Origin of the sequence: Staphylococcus sp. HMSC072E01 (assembly GCF_001814125.1) — a bacterium.
Taxonomy (GTDB): Bacteria; Bacillota; Bacilli; order Staphylococcales; family Staphylococcaceae; genus Staphylococcus; species Staphylococcus hominis.
This window is the reverse complement of the sequence record NZ_KV814990.1, coordinates 461,605-477,761: the sequence shown is the minus strand read 5'-3', so window position 1 is coordinate 477,761 and position 16,157 is coordinate 461,605. Positions and strand designations below refer to the sequence as shown.

The following is a 16,157-nucleotide window of genomic DNA, read 5'->3' as shown; positions in this document are numbered from 1 at the left end:
TAAAAAACACTTCGTAGAGAATACAGTGATTTAATTGTTCATAGAATAACGTTTGAATATCTCTGGAGTATGTTTCCAATTGCACATATAGTTTCGCATTAATAATACCAAGCTTGCTTCTTATTGTAGTGATTGGTGCTAAGGCGGGTGTTAAAAAGATATCGACAACAACCAGTGGTTCTGTCACACCTATGCACATTCAACGAATACTAGATCTGGTTGATGCGCTAAATATAATTCGTGTAGTTGTTGAAATACGTCAGACTTTATAGCGCAACAAATGCAACCTTCAACAATTTCACTTATAGGGATAGCCGGATGAATGAGTTGACTATCGATGCCCATTTTTCCGAATTCATATATAATGAATTCGGTTTTTAGGTTATGATCCAAGACCTCTGTAATCAGATGATTTAATGTCGTTGTCTTGCCGCTACCTAAGAAACCCCCAACAATAATAGTCTCCTAACTATGAATGAGATGTGCGATTTTATTCACGATTTTAAATAACTATTATGATAAAAGAAATAAAGGTAAGTTTTCAAAGCGTAATTACTACTATTTAAAAAATATATCAAACATATAATCATTTTCAAAATAAAATGAATAGATAAAGATAAATTAAACCTATTACTGTTGTCAGAGTTTTGCAATTTTAAAAATTAGCATTGACAATTACACCATTTAATGTAAATAATAAAACGTAACGATTTTGATTTAGGAGATGTGTACATGTTTAAGAAGAGTATTATTTTATTATTCGTGACTGTTTTAACGTTATCACTTGCAGCATGTGGCAAAGGCGATAGTGAAAAGTCATCTGATCATAAAGGTAAATTAGAAGTTAAGACGACAGTTTATCCATTAAAATCATTTGTACAACAAATCGGTGGTAAATATGTTGATGTTGAATCAGTTTATCCAAACGGAGTAGACCCACATACATATGACCCAAGTCAAAAACAAATGGTTGATATCGGCAAATCAGATTTATTCGTATACACAGGTGACAATTTAGACCCTGTAGCTAAGAAGATTGCCAAAGCAATTAACGACAAAGATAAAACATTATCTTTAGAAGCATCATTAGACAAAAATAGTGACTTATTAAAAGGTGAAGAACACGAACATGAGCATGAACATGGTGAAGAACATGATCATGGCGAAGACCATGAACATCATCATCATGGTAAATATGACCCACATATTTGGTTAGATCCTGTCATTAGCCAAAAATTTGCTAAAGAAATTAAAGATGAATTAGTTAAGAAAGATAGTGAACATAAAGATTACTATGAAGATAACTATAAAAAATTAGTTAAAGACTTAAAAGGCATCGATAAAGATATGAAACAAGCAGTTAAAGGTAATGAAGGTAAAACAGTTTATATCTCACATGATTCTATCGGTTACTTAGTAGATAGATACAATTTCAAACAAGAAGGTATTCAAAATATGAATGCTGAAGAACCTAGCCAAAAAGATTTAACAAACATTGTTAAACAAATTAAAGAAGATAAAGTAAAATATATCTTAGCTGAAGAAAATGTATCGAACAAAGTTGCAGAGACAGTGAGAAAAGAAACAAATGCAGAAACAATCAAATTCTACAATATGGGCTCACATACGAAACAACAAGATGACGACAAAAATACGTATCAATCATTTATGAAAGAGAACGTTAAAGCAATTGAAAAAGCCCTTAAAAATGAATAATATGATTTAAAATACAAGGTGACAGACCTTCGTGGATAGATCTCATGACAAGCATCATGAGGTCTTTTTTTAATAAACTAAAAAATTTCTTTTGACAGAAGAAAATATCTCTGATACTTTAAAGTATAATGACTATTCTGTTTTTAAATGAGTGGTAAGTGGTAATGATGTCGAAGAAGAAAAAAGATTTGTTAGAAGTTGCTGAGCGATATACATCAAATGGTACACATCGCCTGATATTAAAAGATGATAGTGTTATAATAGCGAATAAAGACTTTATTACCTTGATTAACACAGCAGGTTTAGAACAGTATATTACTAAGGCGCCTGAAATTGTGAAAAGTATAGAAGCTTGTAAACTGTATGACTCACGTAATTTCAAAGATAATGTAGAAGGCAAACTTAAAAAAATGATATACTGACTATTAAAGACATTATTTATACTGAGAACCCAACATCAAAATTAGTAACACAAGAAGGGCTATTCTTAACAGTAAATAAAGATTTTATTGAGATAATCAAATAATACGATAATAAATTATTTATGTCCTAGGCTCTAGTAGTTCTAAGGATGGACTACGAATGATGTTGTATGACGCCTGAGGAAGTAGGATAAGTTTTGAGATGGCGGCTCGACCCAGCTTACCCGTAGCAAACATCACAACAGAATGAGTAAATGTTCATCTAAGAATTTCTTTAGACCGCTGCCTTAGGATTTAGATTTTAACTAAGGATATAAAAAATAATAAGCTAGTAAATGAATTCCTAAAAATTCATTTACTAGCTATTTTAATAGAAAGATGATAATAGTATATTAATTTAATTTCTTAATTGCGTTGTTTTAATTAAGTCTATTCCATGCTTCCATGGATTGTTTCGATATTGTGTTTCATCATTTTATAATATGAATCACCTTTAGAGCCTTTTTCTCCGATTGAATCGGTAAAGACTTCTCCGTAAATGCGCTTACCAGTTTCCTCAGTTAAGCTATTCATAGATTTTTTATCTACACTTGTTTCAACTAATAAATGTTTGATGTGATTGTCTTTAACAAACTTGATAGCTTGTTTCATTTGTGACGGTGTACCTTGTTTCTCAGTATTGATTTCCCAAATATAGCCTGGCTTGATATCAAAGGCTTTTGAGAAGTATTTGAAGGCACCTTCACTTGTAATCATAGCACGTTCTTGTTTTGGAATATCATTGAATTTATCTTTACTGTTTTTGTTTAACTTTTCAAGTTCAGCAAGATAAGCATCACCTTGTTTGTGATAGTCTGCTTTATGTGAGGCATCTGCTTTCACAAGTTGTTCTTGAAGATTCTTAACGTATTGAATACCATTATCCAAATTTAACCATGCATGTGGATCAATCTTGTCCTTATTACCTGTTTCACCATTTAAATAGATAGGCTTAACGCCTTTAGACACCGCGAATACTGACTTATCATCTGTAGATTTGCCTGCTTGTTCTAAAGCTTTTTCAAACCAACCGTTACCAGATTCTAAATTGAAACCATTGTAGAAGATAACATCTGCATCAGTAAGTTGTTTAATATCTTTCGGTTTCACTTCGTATTCATGCGGGTCTTGTCCTACAGGTACGATACTATGAACGTCTACCTTGTCACCACCGATTTGTTTGACCATGTCATAAATAATGGAATTGGTTGTGACAACCTTCAATTTGTCATGATTTTTAGAATGTTGTTCACCAGAATTTGAACTACATGCTGCTAGAACTAGAATCAATGCAATAAGTAATGGAATAAATTTTTTCATGTTGTGTGTACACCTCTATACTTTGTTTTTAATTTTGAAAAGAGAAGGGTCAAGATATATATACTAAATGTTGCAATGACAATCGTTGCCCCACTTGGAAGATTGTAAATAAAGCTAAAGTACAATCCGACAATCGAACTTACTACGCCAATCAAACTTGCTACAATCATCATTGAATAAAGATTCTTTGTGATTAAAAAGGCGGTCGATGCCGGTGTAACAAGTAATGCGACGACTAGGATAATGCCAACAGTTTGAATACTAGCAACGGTGACTAAGGCGAGTAAGAGCATTACAAAATAATGAATGACTGTAGTATTCAACCCACTTACGCGACTGAATGTTGGATCAAACGTTGAAATCATTAATGGTCGATACAATATGACAATCAGTAACATCACGATGGCACCAATAATAAGGGTTGTCCAAAATGTTTGTCGGGTAATCGCGAGCAAGTTACCAAATAAAATATGATGTAAATCTGTCGTGCTGTTTATCAGACTGATAATGATGACACCCGTTGCGAGAAATGCAGTGAAACTGATGCCAATCGCTGCATCTGGCTTTGTTTTACTATTGTTAGAAATGTATCCAATTAATAAACTTGCAATCATGCCAGTGACTAATGCGCCGATGAACATCGGAATATTGAATAAGAATGACAACGCCACACCAGGTAAAACGGCATGACTCATCGCATCTCCCATCAACGATAATCCACGAAGGATGATTAAACTTCCGACAGTCCCACAAACTACGCCCACTATAATAGATGTAATTAAAGCGCGATTTAAGAACTGATAATCAAATAAATGTTGAATGAAATCAGTCATTTGCTATGTCACTCCCTTCATTAAAAGTAGAAGTCACATTAAATAAAAATGTGTGATTGAGATATTGGGGTTGCATTGCTTGATGACTAGGACCGAAGAATCTAATTGTACGATTCAGCAAAAGAATACGGTCGAAATAGTCTTCTGCTTTAGATAAATCATGGTGCACAATAAGAATAAGCTTACCTTGCGCTTTTAATTGGCGAAGTTTCTCCATAATAAGTTGCTCACTATTAAAATCGATGCCTACAAACGGTTCGTCTAATAAATAAACTGTACTATCAGACATTAATGCTCTTGCTACAAGAACACGTTGCAATTGACCGCCACTGAGCTCGGAAATTTGTTTGTATTGCAACGCTTCTAAATCTAAGTCTCTTAATAGTTTTTGGAATTTTGTTTTAGACGCATGATCGACACGTTTGAACCAACCAATAGTTTGATAGCAGCCAGATAAAATGACTTTCTCAACATTGATTGGGAAGTCTAAATCTAATTGCGCTTTTTGAGGAATGTATGTAATGTATTGCAATTGTTTATGTATGGATTTGCCATATAAATACATCTCGCCACTAGCGTTAAACGTTCCGATCAAGCTTTTTAGCAATGAAGACTTACCCGCACCGTTGGGCCCCATGATGCCAATAATTTCCCCTGATATTGGAATCTTTAAAGAAATATCTTTCAGTACATGTTTATGATTTAAATACAAATTCATGTTGTTAATTTCTATCAACAAACTACCTCCTAAATAAAAGTTTAGGTTAACCTAATTTATTTTATAATAGCTTCCGAAAATAGAGCGTGTCAAGTCGAGGTAGTCAATAAAAGTGTGGAAATAGTATCAATTCATTTCGGTAAATAAGTTCTAGAGTGAGCGTTAATCATTGATATAGCTACATTTGATTATCATTAGTTTGATTGACAATTAAAAATTTAAATATAAAATATAAAACGTAATAATTACGATTTATAAAAAGAAAGGTATGATTTTATGGGCAAGATACCTGTAACGGTATTGAGTGGTTATCTTGGATCAGGTAAGACAACATTACTTAACCACATTTTAAATAATCGTGAAGGCCGTCGAATTGCGGTTATTGTGAATGATATGAGTGAGGTAAATATTGATAAAGACTTAGTTGCTGATGGGGGCGGGTTATCTCGAACAGATGAAAAATTAGTCGAATTATCTAATGGTTGTATTTGCTGTACGTTAAGAGACGATTTATTGCAAGAAGTTGAGCGTCTAGTAGAAAAAGGAAATATTGATTATATTGTGATTGAATCTACAGGGATATCTGAACCGGTACCTGTTGCACAAACCTTCTCTTACATTGACGACGCATTAGGTATTGATTTAACTTCTATTTGTCGACTAGATACGTTGGTAACTGTTGTAGATGCGAATCGATTTATTAATGACATTAATTCTGAAGATTTACTTGTAGATCGTGATCAAGGTGCAGATCAAACAGATGAACGCTCAATTGCCGATTTACTCATTGATCAAGTCGAATTCTGTGATGTGCTAGTGATCAATAAGACGGATTTAGTTACCGAAGCGGAATTAATAAAATTAGAAAACATCTTAAGAAAATTACAACCGGATGCTAAATTAATCAAAACGACAAATGCCGAAGTGGATATCAATGACGTGTTAAATACAGGTCGCTTTGATTTTGAACAAGCAAGTAATTCTGCAGGTTGGATAAAAGAATTAACTGAAGGTGGTCACGCTGAACATACACCTGAGACAGAAGAGTATGGGATTGGATCATTTGTCTATTCAAGACGTTTACCGTTTCACGCGAAACGTTTCAATGATTGGTTAGAACAAATGCCTAATAACATTGTTCGTGCAAAAGGGATTGTTTGGTTAGCACAATATAATCAAGTTGCATGCTTATTATCTCAAGCAGGTTCATCTTGTAATATTAGTCCGGTAACGTATTGGGTAGCTGCAATGTCGCCAGAACAACGAGAACAAATTCTTAATCAACGACCAGATATTGCCGAAAGTTGGGATATCGAATATGGTGACAGAAATACACAATTTGTAATTATCGGTACAGAATTAGATCAAGAACAAATTATAAAAGAATTAGATCAATGCTTAGTAAATAGCGATGAAATTGGTAGTGATTGGAATCAATTAGAAGATCCATATCAATGGCAAATTCGAAAAGCTTAATATCATACCATCGTTCCAGTAATTAATGTTTGAAAGACAACGTGGCTTAGGATGGATGATAACACCTCGTAGATTGCGTGAAATAATCAAAACGCCGGTTACGAGGTGTCTTTTTTATGGCATAATCCATTGAATATAGTGATGATTTAAATTTATTGAATATTTTGAACAAATAGATGTTAAATTTATGTATAATAGCTAGTAAACACATAATAGGAGAGATGTAACACATGATGAAACAGAAACTTTCAATCAAAGAAAATATATTTATTGGTTCGATGTTGTTTGGTTTATTCTTTGGTGCAGGAAATTTAATCTTTCCTATTCATCTTGGACAAACAGCAGGCACCAAGGTTTGGCTTGCTAATTTAGGATTCTTAATTACAGCGATTGGGTTATCTTTCCTAGGTATCGTAGCCATCGGTATCTTTAAAACGAATGGCGTTTTCGATATTTCATCTAGAGTGAGTAAAGGCTATGCATATGTATTTACAATTGCCCTATATTTAGTAATTGGACCGTTTTTTGCGTTACCAAGTCTTGCAACAACATCGTATGAAATTGCATTTTCACCATTTATTTAGGCAAGCACTGGAAAGTTAGTGTTACCGATATTCAGTATTTTAATCTTTCTAATAGCATGGTTTTTCTCTAGGAAGCCATCTAAAATTTTAGATTACATAGGTAAATTCTTAAATCCAGTATTTTTAGTATTGCTAGGTATTGTAGTTGTCTTAGCATTTATTAAACCTATGGGTGGCATTAGTCATACGCTAATAAGTGCAAACTATAGTAATAGTGTCTTATTGAAAGGCTTTATTGATGGCTATAATACACTAGACGCACTCGCATCACTCGCATTCGGGATTATCATTGTGACAATGATTAAGAAATTAGGTATTACCAATCCGAATGGGATTGCTAAAGAAACGTTTAAGTCAGGATTTATAAGTATCCTAGGAATGGGCGTGATTTACACGTTACTTGCTTTAATGGGTACGATGAGTTTAGGTCATTTTAAAGTGAGTGAAAATGGTGGTATCGCACTTGCTCAAATCGCGCAACACTATCTTGGAGATTATGGCATTATCATCTTATCGCTAATTATTATTGTGGCATATTTGAAGACGGCGATTGGTTTAATAACTGCCTTTTCAGAAACATTCACAGAACTATTCCCGAAAATGAATTACCTTTGGTTGGCAACAGGTGTCGCACTACTTGTCTGTATCTTCGCGAATGTCGGATTAACTAAGATTATTATGTATTCAACACCTGTACTTATGTTTATCTATCCATTAGCGATTACACTTATTTTATTAACACTTGTCAGCCCATTATTTAATCATTCGACAATTGTTTATAAATTTACAACGTTCTTTACTATGGTTGCAGCATTCTTTGACAGCATCAATGCAAGTCCAGAATTCTTTGCGAAGACATCATTCGCGTAAACATTAATTGGCTTTGCCGAACACTATTTACCATTCTTTACAATTGACATGGGCTGGATCGTTCCAGCAATTATTGGATTTATTATAGGACTAATCGTTTATTCAATTCGTTCTCGTAGACATACACAAACACAATAAATATTCAGTTATAAGTTGTGAGCCTGGGACATCGATCAATGACCCGCGCCCATAGCTTATTTTTTTGCGTTCATTCATGACTTAAAAAAATTCTTATTGCGTAAATGTACATAGTGTATTACTATTTAAAACGTAATTATTACGATTTGAAGTAAGCGAGGAGAATGAAATGACTAAGACTTATGACGTTTGGTGGCAAAAAGGGCAAGAATCAGATGATGAGATGGCACGAGACCATCAAGAAGCTTGGGAGAGAACGATAGAAATGCTTGATACATCTGACATCGAAGGGAAAACGATTTTAGATGTGGGATGTAATCAAGGCGGATTTTTACGACGATTATACGATACAACACCGTTTAAAGAAGGTGTTGGAATAGATTTAGCACGTTTATCTTTGGAAAAGGCAGAGACATTAAAAGGACAACGTCCACTTACATACTATTTAACAGATAAACCACAAGAAACGAAGTACATATTTGATACGGCTGTAAGTACGTCTGTATTGTACTTAATAGAGGATATTTCGCAACATGCGAAAGATTTAAAAGAGGTATTGAAACCAGGCGGCGTTTATTACGCTTCATTCGCGGATTTAACTAATAACCCGAGTCGTCAGTTTATGGATGACACGATTAATCAATATGGTGCCACACCTTCTCAGAATCACTCTCTAAAACATATCGTTGATAGCTTTGTGAATGCAGGATTTGAAGTTTCGGTAATGAAAGAGCCTGTACCTGACGTGATTGATTTAACACATTATAGCGATTTTTATTTATCACCAAATGATTATTTACAAACATTATATGAAGAATCATTTTTAATCAAAGCAAGAGTGAAAGAAGGTACTGAGAAATGAAGAAACGTATATTAATGACGGTAGCAGCAAGTGCTACGCTCTTATTAGCAGGTTGTGACAATGGTCAAAAAGAAGATAAAGATGTTACGGTATCGCTACCTACTGAAGCAAAGGCGGATAAACTTGACGCGCAAGGCTATGATGCAGCGATGCCCGTTTATAGTGCAGTGTATGATGCATTAGTTAAATACGACAAAGATAAGGGCGTTAAAGCAGGTTTAGCAGATAAATGGCGCGTTGATGAATCAGGGAAAGTTTATGAATTCCATTTGAAAAAGAACGTTAAATTCTCAGATGGTTCAGCATTAGATGCTAAGGCCGTGAAATTCTCGATTGATCGTGCGAAAGCGATGAATAAAGATACGACTGTAGAAACGTTAAAAAAATTAGATAAAGTCGTTGTTAAAAATGATCACGTGGTCCAAATTAGATTGAAATCTCCATCAAATCAAGTGTTAAATGAATTAACACAAGTGAGACCGTTGCGTATTATGAGTCCACATTCAGTAGAAGATGGTAAAGTAAACGGTAAATTTGAAAAAGCGATTGGAACAGGTGCATTTGTTGTTGATAAAACTGGTAAAGAAAAAACGACAATGAAGCCAAATAAATATTTCGACAACGGTCACCCAGTCAATTATCATCTTGCATTCCAAACAATTGAAGATGGGGACTCAAGAAATTCTGCAGTACAAAGTGGTTCTGTAGATATTTCTGGTGGTGCTTTAGGTATGCTCTCAGATGAACAAATCAAACAAGATAAGAAAAATAAGAACTTAACGATTGAAGATAGACCTAGCACAGTAAGTCACTTTATGGCATTTAACCCTAAAAATGATGTATTAAATCATCGCGCAATTCGTGAAGCGATAATTAAGAGCATCGATGCGAAAGACATTGCGGGCAAATCTGTAAATGGTCTGTTCCAGAAGAACGTACAATTTGTGACTAAAGATAATCAACAGCCACACGATTATGATATGAAAGCGGCTGAAAGGTTACTTAAATCAGAAGGCTATCATAAAAACGATGACGGCATCTTTGAAAAGAATGGCAAACCGTTATCATTTAACTTAGTCATTCAACCTGCAGAGTTCCCAAGTTGGAAAGATAAAGCAGAAAAAGTGCAACGTCAGCTTAAACAAGCCGGTATTAAGTTAAATGTGAAAACGTTAGATTCACAATCATACTATGATACATTATGGACGAAAAAAGACTATGATTTGATTTTCTATAGAACGTATTCAGATGCATTAATGCCTTACAACTTTATGAGTTCAGTGTTTAAAAATAATGATGGTCAACCAGGGGTGTTAGCTGATGATGAAACATTGACGAAACAGCTAGACGATTTCCCATCAACCGTATCAAAAGAAGACCAACAGCGTTCATTTGATGACATATTTAAACACTTTAATCAACAATACTATGGTGTGCCAATTGCTTATCCAAATGAGACGTTTGTAGTGAGTGATAAAGTAAAACAATTCAAATTCTCTGGACTTACGGATGCACCAATTGATTATAAAGCATTGAAAGTTAATGAATAGCAGTGTTCAAACGTACAATTAAATTCATACTTTATTTAATCGTAAGTTCGTTTATTATCTTCATTTTAGTTGAGAAGACATCTGGTAATCCAGCGATACTGTATCTACAACGTCATGGTTATACGTCGATTACGCAAGACAATATTGAAGCGGCACAACATCAACTTGGCTTAGGACAACATGTGTTACTAAGATATATCGATTGGGTTGGACATGCACTCACGGGCAACTTAGGATACAGCTTTAGTACCAACGAAGCGGTTACCGCTATGATAATGGAAGCCATCATGCCGACGCTTGTGCTAATCATTGTCTCTAGTTGTATCATGTTGCCATTTGGCTATATTGTTGGTTACTTCGTTGGGACGCGTCCGCATACACGTTACGCTAATGGAATTCGTGGATTCGCCCAAGTGATGACCTCAATGCCAGAATACTGGTTAGCTATTTTATTCATTTATTATTTAGGCGTACGTTGGCAATTGTTACCATTTGTAGGTAGTGATTCATGGCAACACTTTGTGCTGCCCATCTTCACAATTGTTGTCATAGAAGGGTGTCATATCTTATTGATGACAGCTCATCTGATTGCGCAAACGTTAGATCAAGATGCGTATCAACTTGCGCAGTTAAGACATTTCTCGTTAAAAGCGCGTATCATCGTACAAATTAAAGAGATATTTGCACCACTAATGACCATTTCAATTAACAGTGTCATTCATTTAATTGGAAAAGCCGTAATACTTGAAGTTATCTTCAGCATGTCTGGAATAGGTAAATTGTTGATTAATGCTATTAACCAACGAGATTATCCACTAATTCAGGGCATTGTCATCTTTATCATAGTCTTTATTATGCTAATGAATTATTTAGGCGATGTGATTATTTTGAAGAATGAACCTAGACTTCGACGACGTCATACCCAGCAGTCAGACAATGAGAAAAGAGGTGCGATGTGATGAAAAAATATCAAACGTACATCGCAATAGGTTCACTATTGAGTTTGATGGTTGTATTAATAACGTATGGTTTAATGAAAGACACGCAACATTTGAACCCACTTGAGTCACCTAATGGACAACATTGGTTGGGTACCGATCAATTAGGCAGAGACTTCTTAGTAAGACTGATTGTCGGTAGTCTTGTCACATTGAATTTAACAGGTATAGTAATTTTATTAAGTGTATGTATGGGACTTATCTTTGGCTTAATTGCAGGCATAGAAAGACGATGGTTAGATCAAATCATCATGTTTATTGCCGATATGTTGTTGGCAATTCCGTCATTTATTATCGCATTAGTCATCTTAGGTTTAGTAAATAACTCTATGATAGGTTTGATACTTGCTTTAACGATTGGATGGATAGGACGTTATTTACGTTACTTCAGAAATTTAACACGAGATATTCAAAAACGTCCGTTTATTCAATATGCACGATTGAGTGGGAACTCAACATTCAAAACGACAGTAACACATGTGATTCCACATTTATTAAGTAATATATTCGCTTTGGTAACGGCTGACTTTGGCAAAATGATGCTCAGCATATCTGGTCTTGCCTTTCTAGGACTAGGTATTAAACCGCCGACGCCTGAGTTAGGAACAATTCTTTTTGATGGGAAAAGTTATTTCAACGGCGCACCGTGGCTCTTCTTCTTTCCTGGTGTATTGTTAGGAGGTTTCGCCTTATTATGTCAAATCATCAACAAAAAAATAACGCAGTAAATACGGTAGTCAACGTCAATCAATTATCGATTTTAGATCAAGAGAAAGTATTGTTAAAAGATGTTGATTTGACAGTAACTAAAGGTGCCTTTCATTGCATTATAGGTGAAAGTGGCAGTGGGAAATCACTGTTAACAAGAACGATACTTGGAATGAAACGACCACAATTATGTTATCAAGGAGATATTGACATCGATTTAACTAAAACAGATGCAGTGTTTCAAGATGTTCAAAGTAATATGTTTCAAAATATAACATTAGCTAAGCATTTCCAATATATTTATGAAACCAATCGCACACATCTGACTAAACAGTGTATTAAGGAAGACGTCTTACAGATGATGCAATTACTTGGTTTAAGACAAGGAGAACATTTACTTGAGCGTTATCCCTTTGAACTTAGTGGAGGTATGGCACAACGTGTCGCCTTTATAATGTCATTAATTAGACGTCCGGACTACTTATTTTTAGATGAACCGACGAGTGCACTTGATCAAGGAAATGTTAAAAAGTTTATGCATTACCTTCTTAAGGCACAAGAACGCTACCAAATGACCATCGTTTTTATCACACACGATATTAACTTAGTGAAAGATTTTGCCACGCATATTAGCATTATGCAGCAAGGTCAATTGATAGAAAGTGGTGAGGCAGCGTCAATCTTAACTAAGCCGACACATAGTTACACGAAAAAATTAATTACGATTGCACATCGGAGACAACCTTATGCTTAAAATAGAGAGATTAACCAAATATATAGATACGAAACTAATATTTAAAGAGATATCATGTACAATTAATGACCAACACTTACTCATAAGTGGTGAGAATGGTTGTGGTAAATCTACGTTAGCCAAGATTATCGCTGGCTTAGATACGGATTATCAGGGCGAATTATATCTTAATGGGTACTTACGTGAATCTTATACATCTAAAGAGTGGATGAAGCACATCCAATATGTACCACAATATCAACGCGATACCTTAAATCAACGTAAAACGGTATTAGCTACACTATTAGAACCACTTAAGAATTACAAGATTGATAAACAGCGTTATACATCAAGCATTGAAACAGTACTTGATCAGTGTAACTTACCATACAATATACTTAATCAAAAAGTTTCAACGTTAAGTGGTGGTCAATTTCAACGGGTATGGATAGCTAAAGCTTTAATATTAGAACCAGAAATCCTCATATTGGATGAAGCAACAACTAATTTAGATATCATTAATGAAGAAGATATACTTCAAATGTTGATTTCCTTAAAGATGACACAATTAATCATTATTTCACATGATACATACGTCTTAAGCCAATTTGAAGGAATTCAGTTACAGCTAAATAAATTGAATAATTAAGATCACAAATCCTAATATGGTGTATACTTAATGATACCTAAAAAATAAAATTTGAACTGCAATGTCTAAATCAATATGATTTTCCATTAGAGTATTTAAAAATGATGACAACACTAAAAGATTCCAAACTATTATATTTAATATAAATATACATATGATAAACGGATAACAATTTCAATATAAATTCTTTTTTTATTATTTTTGTTTATAATTATATATGATTTATATAAAAAATATAAGTATTAAAATTTCAACTAAAAGGTCGGAAGCGTATGACAAATAAAACTAAAAAATAAGTTATGATAATAAGGTTAATATTACCTCATGGTTCTGATCTTAAACTTATCTCTAAGTCATTTTGAGCTACTTATCTATCAATTCATATATATTCGATAACAATATCTGTGACATCATTTGTTATTTCATGAGGTGATTTTACGATATCACCTTCTTTAGAAAAATATATTTCAGTAGGCACTGACGTGTATAGAACAATTTGAGTATAAAAAACTAAAAAAAACCGCATCATTAACCGATACGCAGAAGCATATCATAAGTGATGCGGTTTTTATTAATTAGTTTCTTAAAAATGAAGTATGCAATATTAATTATTATTAAATTTTGATATATTTAAAGAAAGATTAAGTTTAGGGTGGATGAATGAATGGCTTATCAAAGTGAATATGCATTAGAAAATGAAGTACTTCAACAACTTGAGGAATTAGGCTATGAAAGAGTAAATATACATAATACTGAATCAGAAATTAATGAATATCTCAAAGAATTAGGAGCGTTAAAACATGTCTGAACATAAAAATACTCCAGAATTAAGATTTCCAGAGTTTAAAGATGAATGGTATCAATCAAATTTAGACGAAATGTGTTCATTTACTTCGGGCGGTACTCCTAGTAGAAAAACAAATAAGTACTGGGATGGAGATATTCCATGGATTACAACAAGTGATTTGAATAATAAATTTATTAAAAATATATTTACTAAAATAACTTCTTCAGGTTTAAAAAATTCATCAGCAAAATTAATAACTGAACCAGCAATAATCTTAGCAATGTACGGTCAAGGCAAAACAAGAGGTAAATGTTCCATATTAAATTTCCCAGCTACTACAAACCAAGCTTGTGCTATTTTACAACCTAATGAATTTAATAACATTGAATTTGTGTATCAATTTCTAGAAAAAAATTACACTTATTTAAGAGCTCAATCTAATGAAGGGAGTCAAAAAAATTTAAGTTTATCTCTTTTAAAAAAAATAAAAATTAATTATCCATCTCTGTTTGAACAAAATAAAATTAGTGATTTCTTTAGCAAACTCGACCGACAGATTGAGTTAGAAGAAGAGAAACTTGAACTTTTAGAGCAACAAAAGCGTGGGTATATACAAAAGATTTTTTCTCAAGGATTGAGATTTAAAGATGAAGAAGGTAATTACTATAAAGAGTGGGACACAAAGCAATTAAAAGATGTATTAGAATTTAGTAATAAAAGAACTACTAATGAAAATGAATATCCTGTTCTAACATCGTCAAGACAAGGTTTAATACTTCAGTCAGACTACTATAAAGATGGGAAAACTTTTGCAGAGAGTAATATTGGGTATTTTATACTTCCTAAAAATTATATAACGTACCGTTCAAGAAGTGATGATGGAATTTTTAAGTTTAATTTAAATCAAATAATTGATGTAGGTATTATCAGTAAATATTATCCTGTCTTTAAAGGGATAAATACAAATCAATATTATTTAACTTTACACTTAAACTATCAATTAAAAAAAGAATATATTAAATATGCAACAGGTACATCACAATTGGTACTTTCAAAAAAAAATCTGCAAAACATACAAACCAAATTACCGTCTTACGAAGAACAAACTAAAATAGCAAATTTTTTAAGTGAATTAGACAAATTAATTGAAAAACAATCAGATAAAGTTGAATTACTAAAAGATCGTAAAAAAGGATTACTACAAAAGATGTTTGTGTAATTCTTATAAAGTTCTATTATGTTAATTGAAAATAGAAAAAATAAATTGAGAGCATCCCTCACCGCAAAGTGAAGGATGCTCTATTTTAGTTGAAATTAATATAAGCTTCATTCTGATAGATAGTCATTAATAATTGTTTGTAAATCGTTATTAAGTACTGTTGTTACAGCGTCATCATTCGTAAAATCCTCGTAGATTTTATCAAGAATTTCTTTCTCTTACGGACATTCGAGTGAAGCCTATTTCAATTTTATTAGAAGTAATTTAGGTTTGAACCTAACTAAATGAATATATGAGCTATTTTTTTATGCTACAAAATATATTCAGATTTCAATAATGACATAAAATAGGCATCTTTATATTTACCTTTAGTGTAGAATTGCTCTTTGAGTAATCCTTCTGTTTTAAATCCTTGTGACTCGTATATATGCACAGCTTTTTTGTTATCTGTATCAACATATAGATAAATTTTGTGCATGTTTAATATATCGAATGCATAATTTATCGCTTTTTCGAATGCGAATTTTGCATAACC

Annotated in this window: 15 protein-coding genes and 2 pseudogenes; 12 read left to right on the top strand and 5 right to left on the bottom strand. The window is 33.2% G+C overall.

Annotated features, from left to right (window positions below; all coding sequences use genetic code 11):
* Positions 1 to 459: pseudogene (locus HMPREF2953_RS11810) on the bottom strand (GTP-binding protein); the annotation flags it as partial.
* Between the two features lie 273 nt (positions 460 to 732).
* Here HMPREF2953_RS11810 and HMPREF2953_RS10770 point away from each other — a divergent pair.
* Positions 733 to 1,716 (top strand): metal ABC transporter solute-binding protein, Zn/Mn family, encoded by a 984-nt coding sequence (locus HMPREF2953_RS10770; protein ID WP_070673382.1) that lies wholly within the window; start codon positions 733 to 735, stop codon positions 1,714 to 1,716.
* A 167-nt stretch (positions 1,717 to 1,883) separates the two neighbouring features.
* The gene (locus HMPREF2953_RS10765) at positions 1,884 to 2,138 is read left to right on the top strand and encodes a hypothetical protein (protein WP_070673380.1); all 255 of its coding nucleotides are present in this window, start codon (positions 1,884 to 1,886) and stop codon (positions 2,136 to 2,138) included.
* A gap of 429 nt (positions 2,139 to 2,567) precedes the next feature.
* Here HMPREF2953_RS10765 and mntC read toward each other — a convergent pair whose 3' ends face one another.
* From mntC to HMPREF2953_RS10750, 3 genes are read right to left on the bottom strand one after another with little or no spacing between them, the layout of a single operon-like run.
* Positions 2,568 to 3,497, bottom strand: a complete 930-nt coding sequence (gene mntC / locus HMPREF2953_RS10760; protein WP_070673378.1) for a manganese ABC transporter substrate-binding lipoprotein MntC — start codon at positions 3,495 to 3,497, stop codon at positions 2,568 to 2,570.
* Complete coding sequence (locus HMPREF2953_RS10755; RefSeq protein WP_053030184.1) at positions 3,494 to 4,330, bottom strand: metal ABC transporter permease; 837 nt, start codon at positions 4,328 to 4,330, stop codon at positions 3,494 to 3,496. The genes mntC and HMPREF2953_RS10755 overlap by 4 nt, the downstream gene beginning before the upstream one ends.
* Positions 4,323 to 5,066 (bottom strand): metal ABC transporter ATP-binding protein, encoded by a 744-nt coding sequence (locus tag HMPREF2953_RS10750; RefSeq protein ID WP_070548217.1) that lies wholly within the window; start codon positions 5,064 to 5,066, stop codon positions 4,323 to 4,325. Before HMPREF2953_RS10750 ends, HMPREF2953_RS10755 begins: the two co-directional genes overlap by 8 nt.
* Before the next feature lie 258 nt (positions 5,067 to 5,324).
* Between HMPREF2953_RS10750 and HMPREF2953_RS10745 the strand changes: the two genes are divergently transcribed.
* The 10 genes and pseudogenes from HMPREF2953_RS10745 to HMPREF2953_RS10700 all read left to right on the top strand — a co-directional run bounded on the left by HMPREF2953_RS10745 (position 5,325) and on the right by HMPREF2953_RS10700 (position 15,622).
* Positions 5,325 to 6,524, top strand: coding sequence for a GTP-binding protein (locus HMPREF2953_RS10745; protein ID WP_070673376.1), 1,200 nt, complete (start codon positions 5,325 to 5,327; stop codon positions 6,522 to 6,524).
* A 230-nt stretch (positions 6,525 to 6,754) separates the two neighbouring features.
* A pseudogene (gene brnQ, locus HMPREF2953_RS10740) lies at positions 6,755 to 8,116 on the top strand (branched-chain amino acid transport system II carrier protein).
* 169 nt (positions 8,117 to 8,285) lie between these two features.
* A complete protein-coding gene (locus HMPREF2953_RS10735) occupies positions 8,286 to 8,978 on the top strand; it encodes a class I SAM-dependent methyltransferase (RefSeq protein ID WP_070673374.1) in 693 nt (230 codons plus the stop codon).
* The gene (locus HMPREF2953_RS10730) at positions 8,975 to 10,528 is read left to right on the top strand and encodes an ABC transporter substrate-binding protein (protein WP_070673372.1); all 1,554 of its coding nucleotides are present in this window, start codon (positions 8,975 to 8,977) and stop codon (positions 10,526 to 10,528) included. The genes HMPREF2953_RS10735 and HMPREF2953_RS10730 overlap by 4 nt, the downstream gene beginning before the upstream one ends.
* Before the next feature lie 2 nt (positions 10,529 to 10,530).
* Positions 10,531 to 11,487, top strand: a complete 957-nt coding sequence (locus HMPREF2953_RS10725; protein WP_070673370.1) for an ABC transporter permease — start codon at positions 10,531 to 10,533, stop codon at positions 11,485 to 11,487.
* Positions 11,487 to 12,254: an ABC transporter permease gene (locus tag HMPREF2953_RS10720; RefSeq protein WP_070673369.1), complete on the top strand. Its 768-nt coding sequence runs from the start codon at positions 11,487 to 11,489 to the stop codon at positions 12,252 to 12,254. The genes HMPREF2953_RS10725 and HMPREF2953_RS10720 overlap by 1 nt, the downstream gene beginning before the upstream one ends.
* Positions 12,221 to 12,988: an ATP-binding cassette domain-containing protein gene (locus HMPREF2953_RS10715; RefSeq protein ID WP_070673367.1), complete on the top strand. Its 768-nt coding sequence runs from the start codon at positions 12,221 to 12,223 to the stop codon at positions 12,986 to 12,988. The genes HMPREF2953_RS10720 and HMPREF2953_RS10715 overlap by 34 nt, the downstream gene beginning before the upstream one ends.
* Positions 12,981 to 13,616: an ATP-binding cassette domain-containing protein gene (locus tag HMPREF2953_RS10710; protein ID WP_070673365.1), complete on the top strand. Its 636-nt coding sequence runs from the start codon at positions 12,981 to 12,983 to the stop codon at positions 13,614 to 13,616. Before HMPREF2953_RS10715 ends, HMPREF2953_RS10710 begins: the two co-directional genes overlap by 8 nt.
* A 664-nt stretch (positions 13,617 to 14,280) precedes the next feature.
* Positions 14,281 to 14,424 (top strand): restriction endonuclease subunit R, encoded by a 144-nt coding sequence (locus HMPREF2953_RS10705; protein ID WP_070673363.1) that lies wholly within the window; start codon positions 14,281 to 14,283, stop codon positions 14,422 to 14,424.
* Positions 14,417 to 15,622 (top strand): restriction endonuclease subunit S, encoded by a 1,206-nt coding sequence (locus HMPREF2953_RS10700; protein WP_070673361.1) that lies wholly within the window; start codon positions 14,417 to 14,419, stop codon positions 15,620 to 15,622. The genes HMPREF2953_RS10705 and HMPREF2953_RS10700 overlap by 8 nt, the downstream gene beginning before the upstream one ends.
* A 310-nt stretch (positions 15,623 to 15,932) precedes the next feature.
* Here the strand turns inward: HMPREF2953_RS10700 and HMPREF2953_RS10695 are convergent.
* Positions 15,933 to 16,157: GNAT family N-acetyltransferase (locus HMPREF2953_RS10695; RefSeq protein ID WP_141754122.1), on the bottom strand; the 225-nt coding region annotated here is incomplete at its 5' end.